Raw genomic sequence first — 19,122 nt, 5'->3', positions numbered from 1 at the left:
CAGTGTTGTTAACCTTAATCAATTAAGACAAATGTTATATCTGAGTGAATTTTTAGTAGTTAATTCAGCAGTTGGTATGATATTACCAATTTTTTTGGCACAGGAAGCAATAACTCCACCACCGGAAGTAGCAGAAGTAGACCCAGCTACCACTGGAGGTGGTCTGATTGGATATTTAATTCTGGCGTTTTTCTGTTATAAGATTTATCAAAAGTTAAATGTTGAGAATGCTTGGTTTGCTTGGATTCCGATTTTAGGTACATACATTAATTTCAAAGCTGCTGATGAGGAAAAACCTGTATTATGGACAATTTTGGCTTGTATTCCATGTATTAATATTATTGCTTCGATTAAGCTAATTATGGCTTGGGTAACAATATTTAAGAAGTTGAATAAATCTCCCTGGTTACTGTTGATATGTATCATTCCTTTTGCAGCTTTCTTTGTCTTTGGATATGTAGCATTTACCTAAAGTTTTTTCAACAAAGGAAGTAGTAATATTGATTAACTACAGGAGTAATTTGAATAATGCTCAAACTTAAATACAGGAAAGTAATTTTTTTGATTCTTATTGCTATTCTGGCAGGGGGTTCGATGGCTGCTTATTCTCAATCAGAGACTAATTTTTTGCTCAAAACTATAGAATTAGTTATCTTTCAACAAGCAGCAACAATTGTAATTTATCTCAGTTGTTTTGGTTGGGATATATTGCGTAGTCGTTAATGAAGTCAGAACTCAGAACTCAGAAGTTAACCCACCCCTAACCCCTCCCAGGAGGGGAAGTAGAGGATTTGAGCAACTCTCCAAAAATATTTCGCCTTAAAAGGTGGGGTTGCGCGACCCAATTATTTTGATAAATAAGTTGAAATGCAAAAGTTTTCTGAATTCTTATCAGATAAAGAACGATGTCAGCGATATGTTTATCTGGCGATCGCTCTTCTTACTATTATTGGCAGCTACTTTTTGAATTTTGGGCTGAAGATACCATTTATAGGATGCCCACTCTTACGTTATGTAGGTATTCCTTGCCCTGGATGGGGGTTAACCCGCTCCCTGATGGCATTTGCACGAGGAGATTTGAGTCAAGCGATCGCTTATCATTTATTTGGGCCTGTATTTTTTGCTGTGTTTGTAATTGCAATTTTACATATTGTTTTGGAATTAATAAATAATCGAAAAATCCAAACATTTTATGTATCTTTAATTCAAAATCATCATTTTCATATTTTTTGTTTTCTAGTTTTATTTGGTTATCATGGAACACGACTACAAGAGTTGTGGAAAACTGGAGAAATTTATAATTTTTTGATTCATTCCACCCTGGGAAATTGGTTATTTGGGGTTATTAGTTAAGTGTGGGGAGTGTAGGGAGATGGTAAATCTGGAGGGAAATTTCCATCTTTTTCCCCTATTCTATTTCTCTAGTGCAGAATGGCAGAAATAACTAACCAGTTAAAAAATCCTAAAAGCTTTACCAAGCAATACTTTTGACCTTTAACTTCCGCGTGGGAACGGGTAAGATGCTCATTCCACAAAACTATTAAAATCATCCCGCATTTATGCAACGCCTAATATGAAATATAAAAAAGAATGCTACGAATAATTTAGCTGGTTAAAAAACTTTACTGAAAAATCGTGGTCTAAAGCCTCCCATTTTTTTATTGCCATATTTGAAAATGGGTTTTTCTGTTGTGAATGTGGAGTATCGACGGAAGTAATTTGCTATTTGATATAATTTCTCTAGTCAAACAAAATAATTAATTAGCAATGAATCTACAAGAACAAAATTGGACTAACCTATTCGGAAATCATACCCCAGAAGGAATAGCTTGGTATGGTATTTGGACTAGATATTCTCCAGAGTTAGAAGTTATAAAATCTTTTCAAGGAATCAGAAAATTCTCAGCTAATCAGGATAAAACAGTAATTACTCACCACAATAATTACACTTATGCTGATGGTAGTACCGAAGAAAAACAATGGCAAATTGAGAAAAAAATTGCTAATCAACCAGATGGAATGATTCATCCGGCATTTGAATCAATGAGGACACTATCTTTCAGTAAAGAAGCCAAAACTTGGATGTGTCTACAATTAAAAATAGGGAATCGTTTTGGTTGTGAATTATTTTTCCAGCATCAAAATTTTCGGACTAGCGTTGTTTCTATTTATGGAGAAAATGGTGAGTTAGCAGGGTTTACACAAATTCGCGAACATCTTAATAGTTATCCTGAACAAAAACCAGGAGCAGAATTAAAAAATATATCGGGAAATTGGGTGGGGCAAAAACAGTCTATGACTCCCGATTTACAAATTTCTCAAGAAGCAGAAATGACAAAACTTGAGTTAGATCCAACTGCAGGTAAAAATCAAACATTTTTTCTGCCTGATGGTATAGTTATAAATGTTCCTGAAAAGGTAAAAATAGGAGAAGAATTTGAACTGGTAGTAGGTAAGATGGTAATTGAAAATAAGTATAAACGAATGACTATTAAATACGATAAAGATGGCAAATTTATTCAGTTAATTTCTGAAGTATTTGACCAGAAAAATTAAACTAAAAAAATAGTGGTAGGTCATTTCAGTTATTAGTTATCATTTTCTTTGTGGGTTTAATACCCCACCGTCTACACGGTGTTCAAAATTACTTGGGGGAGCGTAGACGCGGAGCGGCTTGTCGAAGACTATCCCCATGTAATTTTCCTCCTGTCTCCTGTCTCCTGTCTCCTGTCTCCTGTCTCCTGTCTCCTGTCTCCTTCTTCAATAGTTATCAGTTATTAGTTATCAGTACCTCTGCAATCAGGAGGCTTGACATCAGAAATATTCTCTTTTTTTCTCAAAATAATTGGGTCGCGCAACCCCGCCTTTTAAAGCGAAATATTTTTGGAGCGAGGCTTAAATCCCCGTTAAAAAAATAACTTCTGACTTCGTTAACCCCTTAAAAGGGGAGGGTTTAGACTACAATTTTTCGGTAATATCAAATCCAGTGTTATTGTATAAAATTGTATAGAAAGCAGGTTTGTGTTAATGGTAATAAATGTATTCCATAACAAATCTCTTTCTAACAAGGAACAGAGTTAGACATGGCGATCGCTCAAACCTTGATTCAGGTTCACGGAGGCAAAATTGAAGTAACCAGTAAAGTTGGTGTAGGGAATTGTTTTTGGGTAAAAATTCCGGTAGTGGTAAAGAAGTAATACGATTTTCAAAAAATATTGCTACCTTGAATAACCAAGGTCTTATACTAATTTGAAAAAAGAATGTTACGAATAATAAGTGCGATAGAACTCCGTTCCGCTGACGCGGTCGTGCATACTTTACAAGAAATGTCCCTTTGATAAAGCGGTGCGACCCCGCGACTACGACAGTCGCACCTGGTAGCGCACCAAGAGAGGGAATGCTAACCAAGAGAGGGAACGCGCATCAAGAGAAAAAGAGAATTTACTAGCTCAAAACTGGTATTGAAGCCATTCCCGTGTGACTCAGTCCGACTGACTTCCCCTCTTGGGAGGGGGAGGGGCGAGGGGTGGGTTGACTCCTAAGAAATACCCAAGCTATTTGTAGCAAACATTTATAGAATTGATATTAGGCATTATACCATGTTCGGACGGGTCAGTTATAAATAAAATTCAAGAACTGACAGTACCGAAGAAATACTGAAATTATCTTTACTTTTCTTCTTTCCTCCTTTCTTCCCTCCTGACTTCTGACTGTTTCTTTTATACTAAATTTTAATGTAGATTATTAAGCTCCGCCATTATAAGTTCCTTGTATTTTCCCATCCAACCAAAGTTGCTGCAATTTATGCAATATATCTTCCGAAAGATTAGATAATCTAGCTACAGAAGCATTCCTACGAATATGCTCGGTACTTGAGGAACCCGGAATCACAGAAGTAACAGTTTGATTGTTCAGGATATATTTTAACCCTATCTCTGACATAGATAAATTAATATCTTTGACAATTGGTTTAATCAAATCAACCATTTCTACCTGTCTTGCTACCCAATCATCAGGAGTCCATAATCCACGCCAATCCCCTTGTGGAAACTTTTGAGAGTGTGTCCAGCCACTAACTAATGCACCAGAACTAAATGGACAGCGTGCTATAATCCCGACCTGATGTTTTTGAGCCATCGGAAACAATGTATATTCAGGTTCTTGCTCCAAAATATTATAAACCACCTGAACAACATCAATCCGCCCTGCTTCAATATGACTATTAGCTTCACCAGCACGGCGATCGCCAACCGATATACCAATGGCTCTAATTTTACCCAGTTCTTTTAGCTTTAGCATCGCTTCATACCATTCCGTACAATGACCCCAGGCCAGATTCCAAGTATGCAAAAATAAAATATCAATGCACTCCCGCCGTAAATTTTTGAGGGTAGTGTCGCAACATTTTACGATCCAATCAGAGGAAAAATAATCCTGAATCTTACTTTGAGGTTTTGGAGACCAGTCATCGCATTGAGGCGGAATTTTACTAGAAATTACTACCGAAGAATTTCCCTGTAAAGCTTTACCGATTACCTGTTCACAATAACCATTTCCGTAGTCTAAAGCCGTATCTAAGTAATTAATATCTGCATCTATTGCTGCCTCAATTGCCTGAATATATTCTGCTTCCGTTTTTTTTCCCCACACATCCCCTGAAAGTTGCCAAGTACCTAGACCAACTTCACTAATTTCAATATTGGTCTTTCCTAACTGACGCTTTTTCATTACTAATTCTCCTGATTGAGCATTACTTGATACATTCAGGACTTACGCATAAGGTAGGAAAAACTGGGATTTCAGATTGATTCCCTATCGTTGGCAATGACGGAAATACTTTGTGCTGCGTAAGTCCTAACATTTTTAAATTGATATCATGTGCTTGTAAATAACCGTTATTGCGTTGATCAATCGTTGGCGAAGCATGACAAACCGAAAGCAATTCCCAAGTCTAGTGATTGCATTGTTTCAATTCTTTCCACTCCCAATGATCTCAAATCTGCTTAATTCGGTATAAAAATCTGAGCGCCATAGGGCAAATCTTTCTAAATTTTTCTTCCCTCCTGACTCGGTCCTTCCCCTCCTGGGAGGGGTTAGGGGTGGGTTGACTCCTGACTCCTTATCTAAATTACACAAATGCTACCAGATTTGATCTGACATATTACAAACTATTTGCCGGATATCATCTGATGCTCTTGCCTCCTTCTAACTGAGCTAGCTTTTCAGTTAATGGATTAATGATGAGCTTGTAGATGTGATATATACTCGAAATATCCTTTAGAGGGAAACGCTTGACGTGCCAAAAACCATTTAGTTCAGACCCGAAATCATTAGGAGAAAAACGACCTACAATCCATCCGTCTGATTCTTCTTCCGCTGTTGTTTCAATACGTATCCATTTCCAAATCATTTCCGCAACATCATAAATCCGAGTTTCAGGATGAGTAGGTTTTGGCTCAATAATAGCAATCCAACATTCGGGTTCCTCCGCATCAACTACATTAGGATCGTCACATCCTACCCAAACCCAAACAAAGGCTATATACTGCACTTGCTTTGCTGGATAATCATCGATAGGAGTATCGTCTACTAAATAATCTGCATTAACATAAAAGCGACCCAACCAAAATGGTAGTCCTGAATCGTAAGGTTCTTTGCGATTTAATAAAGTATAGTTATCTAAGAACATATACTCGTCATCACAAACTGAGAACAGCTTATTTAGGGATATAGGTAAGAATTTTTTGGCGTTATGCTCAGATGCGAATCGGTTATCTAGAACCTTAAACAAGCTTCCAACCTGCTGGTGATAAGCCAGCATTACCTTGTAGCTTTGAGTAACTTGCTCCATAATATCCTTACTTATCATCATGCTTTTCTCCTTATAAGATACAACATATTTATATTATACATCTCCAGAAAAGAGGTAACAGGGAACAGGGAGCAGGGAACAGGGAGAATTAACGAAGTCAGAAGTCAGAAGTTAGAAGTTATTTTTGTAACGGGGATTTGAGCAACTATCCAAAAATATTTCGCCTCTTAAGGCGGCGTTGCGCGACCCAATTATTTTGATAATTGACAATTTATGGATAAGAATTGATTTTATTTTTAATTTTAGGAGATGTCTATTAAGTTCAGATCATTAGCTATAGTACCATTAGTTGGGTTCAGCAGTGCAGGGAGACAAATTTCATTACAGACTTAAGTTCTGTTGCAGTTTTTTACTTAAAGTCTCAGAGCTGATTCATAAAGTAAATCTTAAATTAGCTAGTCGCTTGACCATGAGTTGGATTAATGAGCCATAAATCATTGCTTCACTTACATCTGAATAGACTTCATAATCCTTACATAGCGCGCCTAAATCTATTTAGCCACCCATGCATTGCGTTCAACAATCCATCGTTTAGGCGTAAATAGAAGGTGGGCGTTATTTAGTGCAGCGAGTCAGAAAAACTCTGAAGCTCTTGTGATTCCGTTCCGTTATTGTCTGAAATAAATTTCAGACAATAAAAAAGCAAGATAGCTAAAAGCTATACAAGTCAATACTTTTAAGCTTTAATTACCCCTGGTTGCACGAACCTTTGATCTACGCCGAGAAATAATATAACCGCTCAATAATCCGGGGTAAATCGGTAAATAGCAAGCCTCAAATGGCGTAAAATCTTTCCTAAACTGCATAACTGCCAAGACATCAGAAATACAAGTTTCTAGAAAATAATCGGAGTTCTAACTAAAATGGCTGAATTTTTTGAAGACGTTGAAATTCAAGATGGAGATCTTATCTTAAAAGGGTCAAATATAGCGAAGCTGCTATGAGGGGCAATCTAGGAATGAAAGCCTTACTCTGTAAGCATCTCAGGAACTGCTCTTTTCACGATTACATCCAATGAAATATTACACAATATTAGACATTCTAGTGAATCCTGTGAATCGCTAAAAAGCATATATGGTGGTTGTTTTACTAGCTTTTGCGTGTCAAGTGTACCATCACTCTCCCAACCGCTGAAAGCTGCAATAATATCTAAATTGCCCTCTATGACAACTTCGCTATATTTACCCCGTTCTAGAATTGTATCGGTTGTGAATAACAAGAGTAACCGCATTTTTACAGAAGTGTTTCTACATTTAATCTACGGCAAACAGCCGTTCGCACCTACATCTAATCTACCAATGGAGATAATTATGAGTAATCAAAAACATCGTTTAATCAATCAAGCAATCTTAGGTATTGCTACTACTTTCGGTCTGTTTTCGGCCTCCGTCGCTAATGCTGCATCTCTCAATGTTCTGTGGTATGGTCAGACCGATGCTTACAATGCCAAAATCTCGGAGTTAGCTGCTCTAGCACCAACATTTGACCCAGAAGGAGATGGCAGTTTAGATTGGAATCTCACTTTCTGGAATCCCCAAGACTCCACACCCAACTTTTCTAATTATGATGTTTTAGCGATCGGAACTGCTTGGAGTGAATCAATATTAAATTTTGACCCCACTGGGATTTTGAATAACAAAAGCGCAATATCTACAGCCAGGGGAAACCGTACTTTCCTGAGCGGTCAGGACGCTGACAATCACTATAGTGGCACTCCTGGTCCTCGTCCTAACGGTCCTCTCGGTTTCTTAGTCAATGCCGTTAACTGGGCAGGTAGTGGAGAAGGCATGGGTATTGTTGTTTTGCCAGATGGTGGGGACTCTCGAGACCCTAGAAGTCGAAAGTGGTGGCTAAACGATCGCTCTTTTTTGAAAGATGAATTGGAAGGTTATGTTTCATATTTCTGGGAAGAAAATGTGGTTATTCCCACAGAGACCTCGGACTTTCCAGTAAATGAAGGTTTAACAACCGCAGGTTTGAGTAACTGGCGTCAATCTGCCCACGCTGCCTTTGACAAAAATATTCCTGGTTACTTATCTATTAATGATGCTGGTTCTCGTCCTGGTTATGCGGTTACTATTGTCACTGACTCCGAAGCTGATGGTGACACTTTGGGGCAGGAAACAGAAAAAGTTCCCGAACCAGGTTCAATTTTTGGTCTATTTCTATTGGGTAGTTTGGGCGTTCGTTCTGTACTATTGCGTATATCGCAATAATACAAGACATCGGTATTTCTCAAGTTGAGTCCGAGTCCGTGGCAACGTTATATAGCAGGGAACAGGGAACAGGGAACAGGGAACAGTGGTAAAAGCTTTTCTCTGTCTCAGGTTCATCATCAATCTCTGTCCTAACCAACTCTTTCCTTGTTATATGGGAGCAATACATGGTTTTGCCACCCTATTAGCAACAGTTCTGATCTCTTATGCAGGACATCTAGCATTTCCCCTATTACGAGGAGTTCGGAAAATTCTCCCTCAAATGCGTACCCTTACCTTTTGGTCAACCTGCTTGTCATTTTTCGCCATTACTTCCGGAAATTGGGTATATATGCGCTATCGTTATCCTGCCAACGGTGCAAGAGCTTGGTTGCTGGAAAATACGCTTTTAGTGCATTACCTATTTATGGAAGATCACGAATTCAGTGTTCTGTTTACCCTATCCTTTAGGTGCTGCCTGTACCTGGGTTTTGTGGAAATATGGCGACTCAATTTTAGAGCAAAAAAATCGTCCTGTTCTTACCGGAACTTTTTAGCATTGATGGCAATGATGTTCTTTGATATTGGCGGGTTGGTAAGTGGTTTGAATGTTGCCAGCATGCACTCTCTGTAGTCATTTATCAGTTATCAGTTACAATACTTACGGAAACCAACCAAGAAACCAGGTTTATTGCCTTGATTATTGTTAAAACTACAAAATTCGTTCATAAACCGGGTTTCTGCGTAATTCCTGAATCTTTTTACTGTTATACCAAGTGTGAAAAAAGAATGTTACGAATAGTAAGAAGAATAAAAAGACACGTGCAGGATATGTCCTTTGACAAAGCAGTCGCTAACGCCATCCCACCATCGACCAAGAGAGCGGTGCGACCCCGCGACGACGCCAGTCGCACCTGGTAGCGCACCAAGAGAAAAGAATGATTTGCGATCTGAAAAATGGTATTAAAGCTATTCCCGTGTGACTCTGTCTTCCTGAGTTCCTCTCCTGGTTCCCCTCCTGGGAGGGGCGGGGGTGGGTTGGGCGCGCGGGTAGGTTGACTCCTAAGAAATATCAAGGAAAAATCTGGCGTTGCCTAAGTTTTCAGCATGGGGAGTAAGTGTAATCCGAAAGGAGGATGCGTTAGTGCGTGATTAATAGACTTGTCGCTTTATAACTTAAAAAAAACCAAAAACCTTGTTCTATAAGGATTATAGCTATTGGGAAGCAAAAAGCCTTGCAATGATTGCTCTGTCTAGGTTGGAGCGATTTTTTCCTCTATTAAGCGACAAGTCTAATGTAGCGTAGGGTCAGAGCATATCCTGTACTGCTCTATAAAACTGACACAAAGCGTCACATCAAGTGACAACTTGATGTTTACTTCCTGCTTCTTGTGAGGCCGTCGGCGGTTACTCATCCACAGGCATTCACGGTCGAGCTGACCGCATTTCTTAAATTTATACTTGCGTTTAAATCTCTATCTATTGACAACCCACAGTCAGGGCAATCATAAGTCCTTAGATTTAATGGCATATCATGGATTTCATATCTGTGTGAACACATTCTGTCTAATAGTAGGCGAATGTAACGTATTATATCGTTATTCTTTGATTAAGTCAATGCTCTCCACTCTACCCGCACTCTCCACACTCCCCACACTCCCCCTATATTTTTAAATAAATCCCAAATGGGTTCTATGTTCCCTGTTCCCTGTTCGCTGTTCCCTATTTTCTGGAGATATCCATTAATTGTGAATAACGATGATTGTCAATTTTGTCAAATGTACCATTGTAAACAAAGTTTCTGAGCATATCTGCGTTAAAGAAATCATGAGGAAAACCAAGTTCAATTTGACTTACTTTCTCAAGTTGCTGAATTTGATCTGCTGATAATTCCACATCCACACATTGAATATTATCTTCAATATGAGAAACTTTTCTAGCTCCAATTATAGGAATTACGCTCTTATTTAATAACCAACTTAAAGCAACTTGTGATGAACTTTTTCCTATTTCTTCTGCAACCTTATCTACTTCTTTTGCAATACTCAAATTACGATCGCTCTGATTCACAAAATCTTTCATCATTTCATTGTCTAGTTTGCGCTCTTCTTCTACTGTATTAGCTTTGGTATATTTGCCAGTCAACCAACCACTAGCTAGAGGCGACCACGCAGTTACTCCAATATCCAAAGTCTTCGCCATCGGCAAAATTTCCCTTTCTGGAGTGCGTTGAATCAGACTATACTCAATTTGTAAACCGATAAATTGTGTCCAACCCCGTAATTCAGCCAAGGTATTGCATTGAGAAACAACCCAAGCAGGAGCATCGGAAATACCAATATATAATACTTTTCCTGCTCTAACCAAATCGTCAAATGCCCGCATTACTTCTTCCGGTGGAGTCATAAAATCCCAAGCGTGCAACCATAAAACATCGATATAGTCAGTATTAAGACGTTTGAGACTAGCTTCTACCGACTGCACCATATTTTTGCGTTGGTTTCCGCCACCATTTGGATTATTATCGCCAAAACCATTGGTATATTTAGTGGCTAAAACAACAGCATTTCTTTCCGAGGCAATAAACTCACCGAGAAATTTCTCACTTGTACCGTTGGTGTAAATGTTGGCAGTATCAATAAAATTACCGCCTGCTTCACGGAAGACTTGATAAATTCTTTGGCTTTCTTCTTTAGAAGAACCGTACGAAAAAAACTGTAGAAAATCGTAACAGCTTTTATCTTGATATTGGATTAACCAATATTGGCTGTACGGCACAGCTCACTATTCCCATCCTACGGAATGCTACGCAAACGGCAGTAAATGCCCCTGGGAATTTCTTTCTAATTATCTGAAGACTACCATTAACGTCGGCATTAATTACTTTACCTGTTGCACTCAAAAATAAACCACGTTTGACTCGCTTGCCTACATAGTTTTCATGGCATATTGGTTTTTCTAGATCGATAGCAGATGTTTTACTGGTGTAACTTTCTTCGGTTTCAATAACTTTAATACCAACCAGTTGACATTTATAAGTTATCTGTTGAATTAACTTAGAGTGCGGTATTTGGGTAAAGTTTTGATTGTTTTTTTTGCCGATATTTGCACTTTGTTTCCAGTTATCATTTTTTCCTATGACTACAGTAGCAATATTATTTGTGGTTAAATACTCAAGCACTAATTTACTGGTGTTATGCAGATAATTCTCGACAAAACGGTTCCGATGATAACTCAATGCTTCAATCTTACGGCTAGTTTTTTTCTGGCCTTTGATCACACTTTGGTACTTGGCTTTTCGCTTGTTATATAATTGATTGACACTTTTTAGTGGCTTCCCATTAATCAGCAGTGGTTTGACACCAGGCTTATTTGTAGATAGAGCTACTAATCTGTCAATTCCCAAATCTATTCCTGCTACATATGCTGACTGTATCTGTGGAACAGAAGTTTTTTCATATACAACTTCAATTACATAGCAGCCAGTAGCAGGAACTATTCGCACTTCAACTACCTCCTCAACCACTACTGGTATTTTGATTTGACTCATAGATAAGTGACAAATACCGTCTTTGAGAGGGGCTTTATAAACTGATTCTTTTGAATATATAACTACATTTCGGCCTTTGCTTTTGTCCTTATACTTTGGTATTTTGGGTTGAGCGTCAAACTTTTTTGGATGTTTTGACCATTCTTTGATAGCTTGAAAATAGCCACGCCAAGTTGCAACCAAGCATTTTATGATTTGTTTTGATACTTTAGTTGGTAATGCTCTCTCCGGCATCGCTATTTTTGGTGGCGTGATATAGCTTAGTTAAATCTAGACTTTTTGAGAAAAATGAAAAAATGCTGACGACAATAATAGTTAGCCAGATTGTACAAGTTTTTTGATTTAAAGGCTAACTCATCACACACCCGCCAAAAGTTATGTGTTCGGTTAATAATATGTCTGTCAACAAGTCGCATTCACCCGCTATAATTCATCTTAAGTTATTACCTGTTTAATATTACAACACTTTTCTACTTCTAGCAACTACTTTATACAATTTTCATTCAACAGTTAATCACCCCAACCCCAGTCTTCGCCAAAGGTCATTGTGCCCAAGCATAGTTCGGATACTCTGAGTCCACTTTTTCCTAATAGTTTGTACTGCATCTTGTCATCTACTCCTAAATAATTAAGTGAGTGAAATTAGTGAATGAAACAATATCTATGATAGTTTATAGTTATATCATGTCCGGTTGAACAGTGATAAATAAATAACTACGGAGTCCTCAGGAGTCAGTCCTCAGGAGTCAGGAGGGAAGAAAGAAGAAGGAAGAAGAAGAACTGGAGTTGAAGGAGAGAGTTTTCTGATCACTAATTATCCGGACATGATATTAGTTATTTGGTGGTGATGCATAGTAATGATAAAGGAAGCACCGGGAGTGTTGGAGAAATTAAAAAATATATATCCTCACCATTACCATGCAGGACTACCAGCTATTTTTGCTAATCACCTGCCTAGAGGGGGTAATTATAGCGGTTTTCATTAACATAGAATACAGCTGTCAGGTCTGTAACTTATTAAACTTAAAACATACTTATATTTTGTCTGTAGTCTACCTTTGTGAAAACTGCTATAATATTGCTTGATTATTCTGCTTCATCATCATCATAAACCAAAGGTCTAGTTAAACACAATGGACGTAATTTTTACTTGAAAGTAGATATTTCCTAAGTTTTTACACAAACGATACCATATGATATCAATTTGTCTATACTAGCTTATAGCCCTGTGCGCAGGCAACAGGCAACAGGCAACAGCTCATCTGGGGGAATAAATTGCCGTTTGCGCAGCATTCCGAAGGAATAATATAAGATTTTTAGCTATTTGGCCACTCCTGCAATTTGTAAATATACCAGCGCTCATTGCTATATATCATGTTCCCCCTCCGGGGGAGCTACGAATTGCGGATAATCAGTTATCAAAAAACTTCTGGCCTTGAAGCTTTCTTTCCCTTCTGCCTACTGCCTTCTGCCTTCTGCCTTCCTTCCTCCAAAGTGTAAGTCTTCAACCGTTAGCGTAGCTCCCCCGGAGGGGGAACATGATATTACCCTCTGAGCAAGAAATCATCTTTACTAATAGATGCAATATTAGTTAGATTAGCAAATTCACCCCCACTGCCAAATTCTGCTTCTGTACCGTTAGCATTGTAGAACAATTTGCCGTTGTTGCTGTTATAAACAATGAATGCTTCTGAAGTTTCTGCCTCTGCATCACTGGTAACTATATCAAATTCAGCATTGACACTAAAACCTGTTCCTGAGTCACTGGTAATTTCAGTAAATGTACTTTTGTCTAGGAGAATAATATCTTGTCCCGGAACAAAGTCAGTAATGTCATCTATTCCAATATCGTCTGAGTCAAATTCATCATTTGTATTGAAAATAAAGCGGTCAATACTTGCTCCTCCAGTCAGAGTATCGTCGCCTGTACCACCATTAAAGCGATCGCGTCCTTGACCACCAAGGAGAGAATCGTCACCATTACCACCAAAGAGGCGATCGCTACCGAGACGACCTTGTAGGGTATCGTTGCCCTCTTTTCCATAGAGGAAGTCATTACCTCGACTACCAATAATTTGGTCATCACCACCACGACCATTTATGGTGTCATTACCTGCTAGACCTGTAATAGTATCGTTTTCATTTGTACCATTGAGAATATCACTTTCAGGAGTACCAGTAATTTGTGGTGAGTTTTGCAATTCTACTGCACCAATATCAACCCCCTCGCCTACAAAACGTGGTTCACCTCGTTGATCGGTGGTAAGTGAGTTGGGATTACTACCTGCATCAATGGCAGGACTATTGGGTAAAGGTAAGGTTAAGGTTTGGCCACCGTTGTCAACTAGGTTTCCAAGTAGAGGGTCAGTGACACCTGTTTGGTCATTGTCACCGTTGAAGATATTGATAGCATTACCTATACCAATAAGATTATTGCCACCACTGATAATAGTATTATTAGTTCCTATAGAATCAAAATCAGTGCTGAAATTACCAGAGACAATGGTAGAAGTTACAATAGTAGTGGGGTTAAATCCTAATTCATCAAGAGCTTTAGTGAGAATGCCACTTCCTTGATTTTGTTGACCCCCATTAGCAGTAATTGTACTATTACTGATGCTAGTCGTGCCAGCATTGTAGATACCACCACCATAGTTAGATATGCCTTCGGTAAAAGTGCTGTTGATAACATTAGTTGTACCTGTGTTATAGATACCACCACCACTATTAGCTGAATTGGTACTAAAAGTGCTATTACTGACATTTGTTGTGCCTGAGTTTCTGATGCCACCACCTGCTAAAAATGTAACATTGCCACTAAGGGTGCTGTTGTTGATAGTAGCTGTACCTAAGTTATTGATTCCACCACCGTTATAAGCAGAATTTTCACTAATATTACTGTTGGTAAGACTAGCTGTACCTAAGTTGTCGATACCACCTCCATCATTTAGATATGCTGAGTTGCCACTAATATTGCTATTGCTAATATTTGCTGTACCTGAGTTTCGGAACCCACCACCACTATTTGCTGAGTTGCCACTAATAGTGCTATTAGTTATATTTGCTGTACCTAAGTTGTCGATACCACCACCATTACCATCCACAGAATTATCACTAATCGTACTATTAGTGATAGTAACTGTGGATGCTAGGTTAAAGATGCCACCACCATTAGTTCCCGAATTACCAGTGATCGTACTGTTACTAATATTGAGCGTAGCAAAAGAGTTATCAATACCACCACCATTAGGTCCTGAATTATCACTAATCGTACTGTTGCTGATCTTGAGCGTACCAAAAAAATTGTTGATACCACCACCAAGTATATCTGCTGAATTACTACTAATCGTGCTATTGCTAATATTAACTGTACCGGAGTCGTTATTGAGAGCACCTCCTCCTGGAGAATCATTGGCAAAACCACCAGTAATTTCTACATTTTCCAACTGTAGGGCAGCATCTGACAAAACATGAAACACCCGATCGCCTAATCCTTCTATACCCCCCGCATCAATAACAGCTTTTTCATCTCCCTGTGAAATAACTGTTATTTCTCCACCACCAGCAACAATATCTAAATCTCCTGTGGCAGCAGCATCTTCGTCACTTCCTGAGATAGTCAAATCATAAGTTGCTCCTGCCGTCAGTTGAATTGTGTCATCTTCCGGGGTACTATTAGCTTCAATAATTGCTTCCCGCAGAGAAGTAACTCCATCACTATCATCTACTACATCATCAGTAGTATTCACCACAATATCTGCCAAGACCCCTGCATAACTCGCCCTAACTTCTGGGGTAAATGCCAATGCTGACTTGAGTTGACCAAATATTAGTTCTAAATTCCAGTTACCACCTCTGTTAACATTTCCAGTCAGTGTTTCGGAGGCAGCAATATTTGCTCCTGTGAGTTGATGCAGTCGTCTGACAAATTCTTTACCTTCTTTACCACTTGCCACCTGACAACCATAAATCAATATTTCTCCATCACCAGACAAACACTTACCCCACTTTTGAATACTCTCAGCATATTGATGAATATTGTCTAAATTCAGGAGACTATTTCCCAAGTACAAAGTACCTTTTGCGCCATGAGAAATAATATGAACAGTATCCACATCACAACATTCACCCAGACCTTTAGATATTTGGTCTATACCATTTTGATTGGGTTGTAGGATAACTGTTTTTGTCTGATGGTCAACCTGTGAGATGAGGCGATTGTAATTTTCTACCTTGGAGTCGATCAATAATAGTTTGGTTTGATTCATAATTTTATAGGGTTTTTCAAGTACCAGAAAAAAATTATAAATATTCTAACACGAACACTGATGCGAGCGCAACAAATTCTTGCTTTGTGAAAATTTTATATAGCGCTGTGCGCAGGGAACAGGCAACACTTAACTGGGAACAGGGGGAATAAATTGCCGATCATATAAGACTTCTAGCTCTTTTGCCCCTACTACAATTTGTAAATATACCAGCGCTCATTGCTATATTTTTAGAATCACACATAGTGATTAATTTTATCAGTAGTCTTGCATAGTAATGGTATACAGGAAAAAGGAATGTCTGGCACGGGAGCAAGATGCTCCCACTGTTCTCCTAACAAACATTGCCAGAGAATGGACGACCATTACAATGCACTACAACGATTTTATCCTCTCAGGAAGAAATCATCTTTACTAATAGATGGGGTATTCGTGAGATTAGCAAATTCACCACCACTGCCAAACTCTGCTTCTGTACCATTAACATTGTAGAACAATTTGCCGTTGTTGCTGTTATAAACAATGACTGCTGGAGAAATTTCTGCATCAGCATCACTGGTAACTATGGCAAATTCAGCATTGACACTAAAACCTGTTCCTGAGTCACTGGTAATACCTGTAAATGTACTTTTATCCAGCAGGATTATATCTTGTTGTGGCACAAAATCAGTGATGGTATCTACTCCCACATCTTCTGGGGTAAATTCATCATTTGTATTGAAAATAAAACGGTCAATACTTGCTCCACCAGTCAGGGTGTCGTTACCTGTACCACCATTAAAGCGATCGCGACCTTGGCCACCAACCAGAGAATCGTCACCATTACCACCAAAGAGGCGATCGTTGTCTTGACGACCTTGTAGGGTATCGTTGCCGTCTTTGCCAAAGAGGAAGTCATTACCTCGACTACCAATAATTTGGTCATCACCACCACGACCATTAATAGTATCATTACCTGCTAGACCTGTAATGGTGTTGTTTTCATTTGTACCATTGAGAATTTCACTTTCAGGAGTACCAGTAATTTGTGGGGTTTGAACTTCTACTGCACCAATATCAACTGCCCCACCTACAAATCTTGGTTCACCTCGTTGGTCTGTATCAAGGTTGTTGGGATTGCTACCTGCATCAATGGCGGGACTATTAGGGAGTGGTAAATGGGTCAAGGTGAGGTCGCCGTTGTCAGCTAGGTCTGCAAGTAGAGGATCGGTGATACCTGTTTGGTCGTTATCACCGTTGAAGTTATTGATGGTGTTACCTGTGCCAATGAGATTATTGTCACCACTGATAAGGGTGTTGTTATTTTCTACGGAGTCAACGTCACTGTTGATATTACCAGAGACAATGCTGGAGGTTACAGTGGTATTGGCGTAAAAGGTGAAGAAGGTGTAGTTAGTGTCATCATAAAGTTCTGCTGCTTTTTGGAGAATACCACTTCCTAAGTTGGAAGGAGCTTCGTTACGAGTAATGGTACTATTGCTAATACTAGCTACACCAAGGTTGCCGATACCGCCTCCACCACCGTATGATGCTGAATTACCACTAATAGTGCTGTTGTTAATAATAGCTGTAGCACCTAAGTTGTAGATACCTCCACCATAAAATAATGTTGAATTACCACTAATAGTGCTGTCGGTGATATTAATCGTACCATCAGAGTTTCTGATACCACCACCACGAGGATTTGAGTTATTACTGATAGTGCTGTTGCTGAGATTAGCTGTACCTGAGTTGTTGATTCCTGTTGAATTGCCGCTAATAGTGCTGTTGCTGATATTAGCTGTACCTGAGTTGTTGATTCCACCATTTGAATTACCACTAATAGTGCTGTTGCTGATATTAGCTGTACCTGAGTTGTTGATTCCACCATTTGAATTACCACTAATAGTGCTGTTGCTGATATTAGCTGTACCTGACGAGTAGATACCTCCACCTTCATTGCCACTAATAGTGCTGTTGCTGATATTAGCTGTACCTGACGAGTAGATACCTCCACCGTCAAAGTCTGCTGAATTACCACTAATGTTACTGTTACTTATACTGACGATGCCATAGCGGTTTAAAATGCCTCCACCAGAAGTATTACTAAAATTCCCACTAATAGCGCTGTCGCTAATAGTAGCTGTACCCGTGTTTTGAATGCCTCCACCATAAAATGCTGAGTTATCACTAATAGTACTGTTGCTGATATTAGCTGTACCTGTATTGTGGATACCTCCACCACCATAAATCAAGAAATTTTCTAAATTTCCACTAATACTGCTGTTGCTGATATTAATTGTACCTGAGTTATAAATACCACCACCTGAATTACCAGTTACAAACCCACCAGTGATTTCTACATTTTCCAACTCTAGAGCAGCATTTTCCAAAACATGGAACACCCGATTGCGTATTCCAGTTTCACCCCCAGCATCAATAACAGCTTTTTCCTCTCCCTGTGAAATAACTTTTATTTCTCCACCACCAGCAACAATATCTAAATCTCCTGTGGCAGCAGCATCTTCGTCACTTCCTGAGATAGTCAGATTATATCTTTCTCCCGCAGTCAGTTGAATTGTGTCATCTTCCGGAGTACTATTAGCTTCAATAATTGCTTCCCGCAGAGAAGTCACACCATCACTATCATCCACTACATCATTAGTAGTATCCACCACAATATTTGCCAACAACCCTGCATAACTTACCCTCACTTCTGGAGTCAATGCCAATGCTGACTTGAGTTGACCGAATATTACCTCTAAATTCCAGTTTCCACCTTTGTTAACATTTCCAGTCAGTGTTTCGGAGGCAGCAATATTTGCTCCTGTGAGTTGATGTAGTTGTCGAACAAATTCTCTACCTTCCTTACCACTTGCTACCTGACAACCATAAATCAATATTTCTCCACCACCAGACAAACACTTACCCCACTGTTGAATACTCTCAACATATTGATGAATATTGTCATTTTTCAGGAGACTATTTCCCAGATACAAAGTTCCCTTTGCGCCATGAGAAATAATATGAATTGTCTCTACCTGATGGTATTTACCTAAGTTTTCAGCTATTTTGTCTATACCATTTCCATTGGGTTCTAGGATAACTACTTTTGTCTTTAGATCGACCTCTGGAATTAAATGATGGTAATTTTCTACCTTAGAGTCAATGAATAAAAGTTTGGTATGATTCATAATTTCAAAGGGTTCTTAAGTACCAGAAAAAATAAAACTGATCCTAACACTTATGCGAACGCAA

At 38.9% G+C, this 19,122-nt stretch carries 15 protein-coding genes and 1 pseudogene; 8 read left to right on the top strand and 8 right to left on the bottom strand.

Translation table 11 applies throughout. From position 1 onward, the window contains the following. Window positions 1-31: 31 nt before the first annotated feature. The 5 genes and pseudogenes from F6K18_RS13270 to F6K18_RS36600 form a co-directional block, all read left to right on the top strand. Window positions 32-472, top strand: coding sequence for a DUF5684 domain-containing protein (locus tag F6K18_RS13270; protein ID WP_287521414.1), 441 nt, complete (start codon window positions 32-34; stop codon window positions 470-472). Between the two features lie 56 nt (window positions 473-528). Beyond that, window positions 529-723: a hypothetical protein gene (locus tag F6K18_RS13265; protein ID WP_287242139.1), complete on the top strand. Its 195-nt coding sequence runs from the start codon at window positions 529-531 to the stop codon at window positions 721-723. A gap of 144 nt (window positions 724-867) precedes the next feature. Beyond that, complete coding sequence (locus tag F6K18_RS13260; protein ID WP_287521412.1) at window positions 868-1,353, top strand: DUF2752 domain-containing protein; 486 nt, start codon at window positions 868-870, stop codon at window positions 1,351-1,353. Window positions 1,354-1,767: 414 nt separating this feature from the next. After that, entirely contained in the window at window positions 1,768-2,556 is a 789-nt protein-coding gene (locus F6K18_RS13255) for a DUF3598 family protein (RefSeq protein ID WP_287521410.1), read from the top strand. Between the two features lie 524 nt (window positions 2,557-3,080). Continuing rightward, window positions 3,081-3,197: pseudogene (locus tag F6K18_RS36600) on the top strand (hypothetical protein); the annotation flags it as partial. 247 nt (window positions 3,198-3,444) lie between these two features. On the opposite strand, the gene F6K18_RS13250 reads toward F6K18_RS36600, so the two are convergent. From F6K18_RS13250 to F6K18_RS13240, 3 genes are all read right to left on the bottom strand, one after another. After that, the gene (locus tag F6K18_RS13250) at window positions 3,445-3,567 is read right to left on the bottom strand and encodes a hypothetical protein (protein ID WP_287521408.1); all 123 of its coding nucleotides are present in this window, start codon (window positions 3,565-3,567) and stop codon (window positions 3,445-3,447) included. Window positions 3,568-3,744: 177 nt separating this feature from the next. Further along, on the bottom strand, window positions 3,745-4,728 hold the full coding sequence (locus F6K18_RS13245) for an aldo/keto reductase (RefSeq protein ID WP_287521406.1): 984 nt from the start codon (window positions 4,726-4,728) through the stop codon (window positions 3,745-3,747). Window positions 4,729-5,182: 454 nt separating this feature from the next. Continuing rightward, window positions 5,183-5,872, bottom strand: coding sequence for a hypothetical protein (locus tag F6K18_RS13240; RefSeq protein WP_287521404.1), 690 nt, complete (start codon window positions 5,870-5,872; stop codon window positions 5,183-5,185). A 1,163-nt stretch (window positions 5,873-7,035) separates the two neighbouring features. On the opposite strand from F6K18_RS13240, the gene F6K18_RS13235 reads away from it, so the two are divergent. The 3 genes from F6K18_RS13235 to F6K18_RS13225 all read left to right on the top strand — a co-directional run bounded on the left by F6K18_RS13235 (window position 7,036) and on the right by F6K18_RS13225 (window position 9,034). Next, a complete protein-coding gene (locus F6K18_RS13235) occupies window positions 7,036-8,088 on the top strand; it encodes a PEP-CTERM sorting domain-containing protein (RefSeq protein WP_124154204.1) in 1,053 nt (350 codons plus the stop codon). 154 nt (window positions 8,089-8,242) lie between these two features. Beyond that, window positions 8,243-8,701: a hypothetical protein gene (locus F6K18_RS13230; RefSeq protein ID WP_205127591.1), complete on the top strand. Its 459-nt coding sequence runs from the start codon at window positions 8,243-8,245 to the stop codon at window positions 8,699-8,701. A gap of 204 nt (window positions 8,702-8,905) precedes the next feature. Continuing rightward, the gene (locus tag F6K18_RS13225; protein WP_287287237.1) at window positions 8,906-9,034 is read left to right on the top strand and encodes a hypothetical protein; all 129 of its coding nucleotides are present in this window, start codon (window positions 8,906-8,908) and stop codon (window positions 9,032-9,034) included. A 444-nt stretch (window positions 9,035-9,478) separates the two neighbouring features. Here the strand turns inward: F6K18_RS13225 and F6K18_RS13220 are convergent, their stop codons facing one another. The 5 genes from F6K18_RS13220 to F6K18_RS13200 form a co-directional block, all read right to left on the bottom strand. Then, window positions 9,479-9,628 (bottom strand): zinc ribbon domain-containing protein, encoded by a 150-nt coding sequence (locus tag F6K18_RS13220; RefSeq protein ID WP_375341320.1) that lies wholly within the window; start codon window positions 9,626-9,628, stop codon window positions 9,479-9,481. 161 nt (window positions 9,629-9,789) lie between these two features. Next, on the bottom strand, window positions 9,790-10,845 hold the full coding sequence (locus F6K18_RS13215) for an aldo/keto reductase (RefSeq protein WP_287521401.1): 1,056 nt from the start codon (window positions 10,843-10,845) through the stop codon (window positions 9,790-9,792). Next, window positions 10,805-11,800, bottom strand: coding sequence for a transposase (locus F6K18_RS13210; protein WP_287521400.1), 996 nt, complete (start codon window positions 11,798-11,800; stop codon window positions 10,805-10,807). The genes F6K18_RS13215 and F6K18_RS13210 overlap by 41 nt, the downstream gene beginning before the upstream one ends. Window positions 11,801-13,161: 1,361 nt before the next feature. Continuing rightward, on the bottom strand, window positions 13,162-15,885 hold the full coding sequence (locus tag F6K18_RS13205; protein ID WP_287521398.1) for a DUF4347 domain-containing protein: 2,724 nt from the start codon (window positions 15,883-15,885) through the stop codon (window positions 13,162-13,164). 386 nt (window positions 15,886-16,271) lie between these two features. Then, window positions 16,272-19,058 (bottom strand): DUF4347 domain-containing protein, encoded by a 2,787-nt coding sequence (locus tag F6K18_RS13200; RefSeq protein ID WP_287521396.1) that lies wholly within the window; start codon window positions 19,056-19,058, stop codon window positions 16,272-16,274. Between the last annotated feature and the right edge of the window lie 64 nt (window positions 19,059-19,122).

The organism is Okeania sp. SIO2C2, from assembly GCF_010692625.1.
Lineage (GTDB): Bacteria > Cyanobacteriota > Cyanobacteriia > Cyanobacteriales > Microcoleaceae > Okeania > Okeania hirsuta.
This window is presented reverse-complemented; position numbering and strand designations above follow the sequence as displayed.

Bases quoted from the DNA above. Each gene is read 5' to 3' on its own strand.
- F6K18_RS13200 (WP_287521396.1), bottom strand. From the start codon at position 19,058: ATGAATCATACCAAACTTTTATTCATTGACTCTAAGGTAGAAAATTAC.
- F6K18_RS13205 (WP_287521398.1), bottom strand. From the start codon at position 15,885: ATGAATCAAACCAAACTATTATTGATCGACTCCAAGGTAGAAAATTAC.
- F6K18_RS13265 (WP_287242139.1), top strand. From the start codon at position 529: ATGCTCAAACTTAAATACAGGAAAGTAATTTTTTTGATTCTTATTGCT.
- F6K18_RS13220 (WP_375341320.1), bottom strand. From the start codon at position 9,628: ATGTGTTCACACAGATATGAAATCCATGATATGCCATTAAATCTAAGG.
- F6K18_RS13240 (WP_287521404.1), bottom strand. From the start codon at position 5,872: ATGATGATAAGTAAGGATATTATGGAGCAAGTTACTCAAAGCTACAAG.
- F6K18_RS13235 (WP_124154204.1), top strand. From the start codon at position 7,036: ATGACAACTTCGCTATATTTACCCCGTTCTAGAATTGTATCGGTTGTG.
- F6K18_RS13230 (WP_205127591.1), top strand. From the start codon at position 8,243: ATGGGAGCAATACATGGTTTTGCCACCCTATTAGCAACAGTTCTGATC.
- F6K18_RS13260 (WP_287521412.1), top strand. From the start codon at position 868: ATGCAAAAGTTTTCTGAATTCTTATCAGATAAAGAACGATGTCAGCGA.
- F6K18_RS13255 (WP_287521410.1), top strand. From the start codon at position 1,768: ATGAATCTACAAGAACAAAATTGGACTAACCTATTCGGAAATCATACC.
- F6K18_RS13245 (WP_287521406.1), bottom strand. From the start codon at position 4,728: ATGAAAAAGCGTCAGTTAGGAAAGACCAATATTGAAATTAGTGAAGTT.
- F6K18_RS13270 (WP_287521414.1), top strand. From the start codon at position 32: ATGTTATATCTGAGTGAATTTTTAGTAGTTAATTCAGCAGTTGGTATG.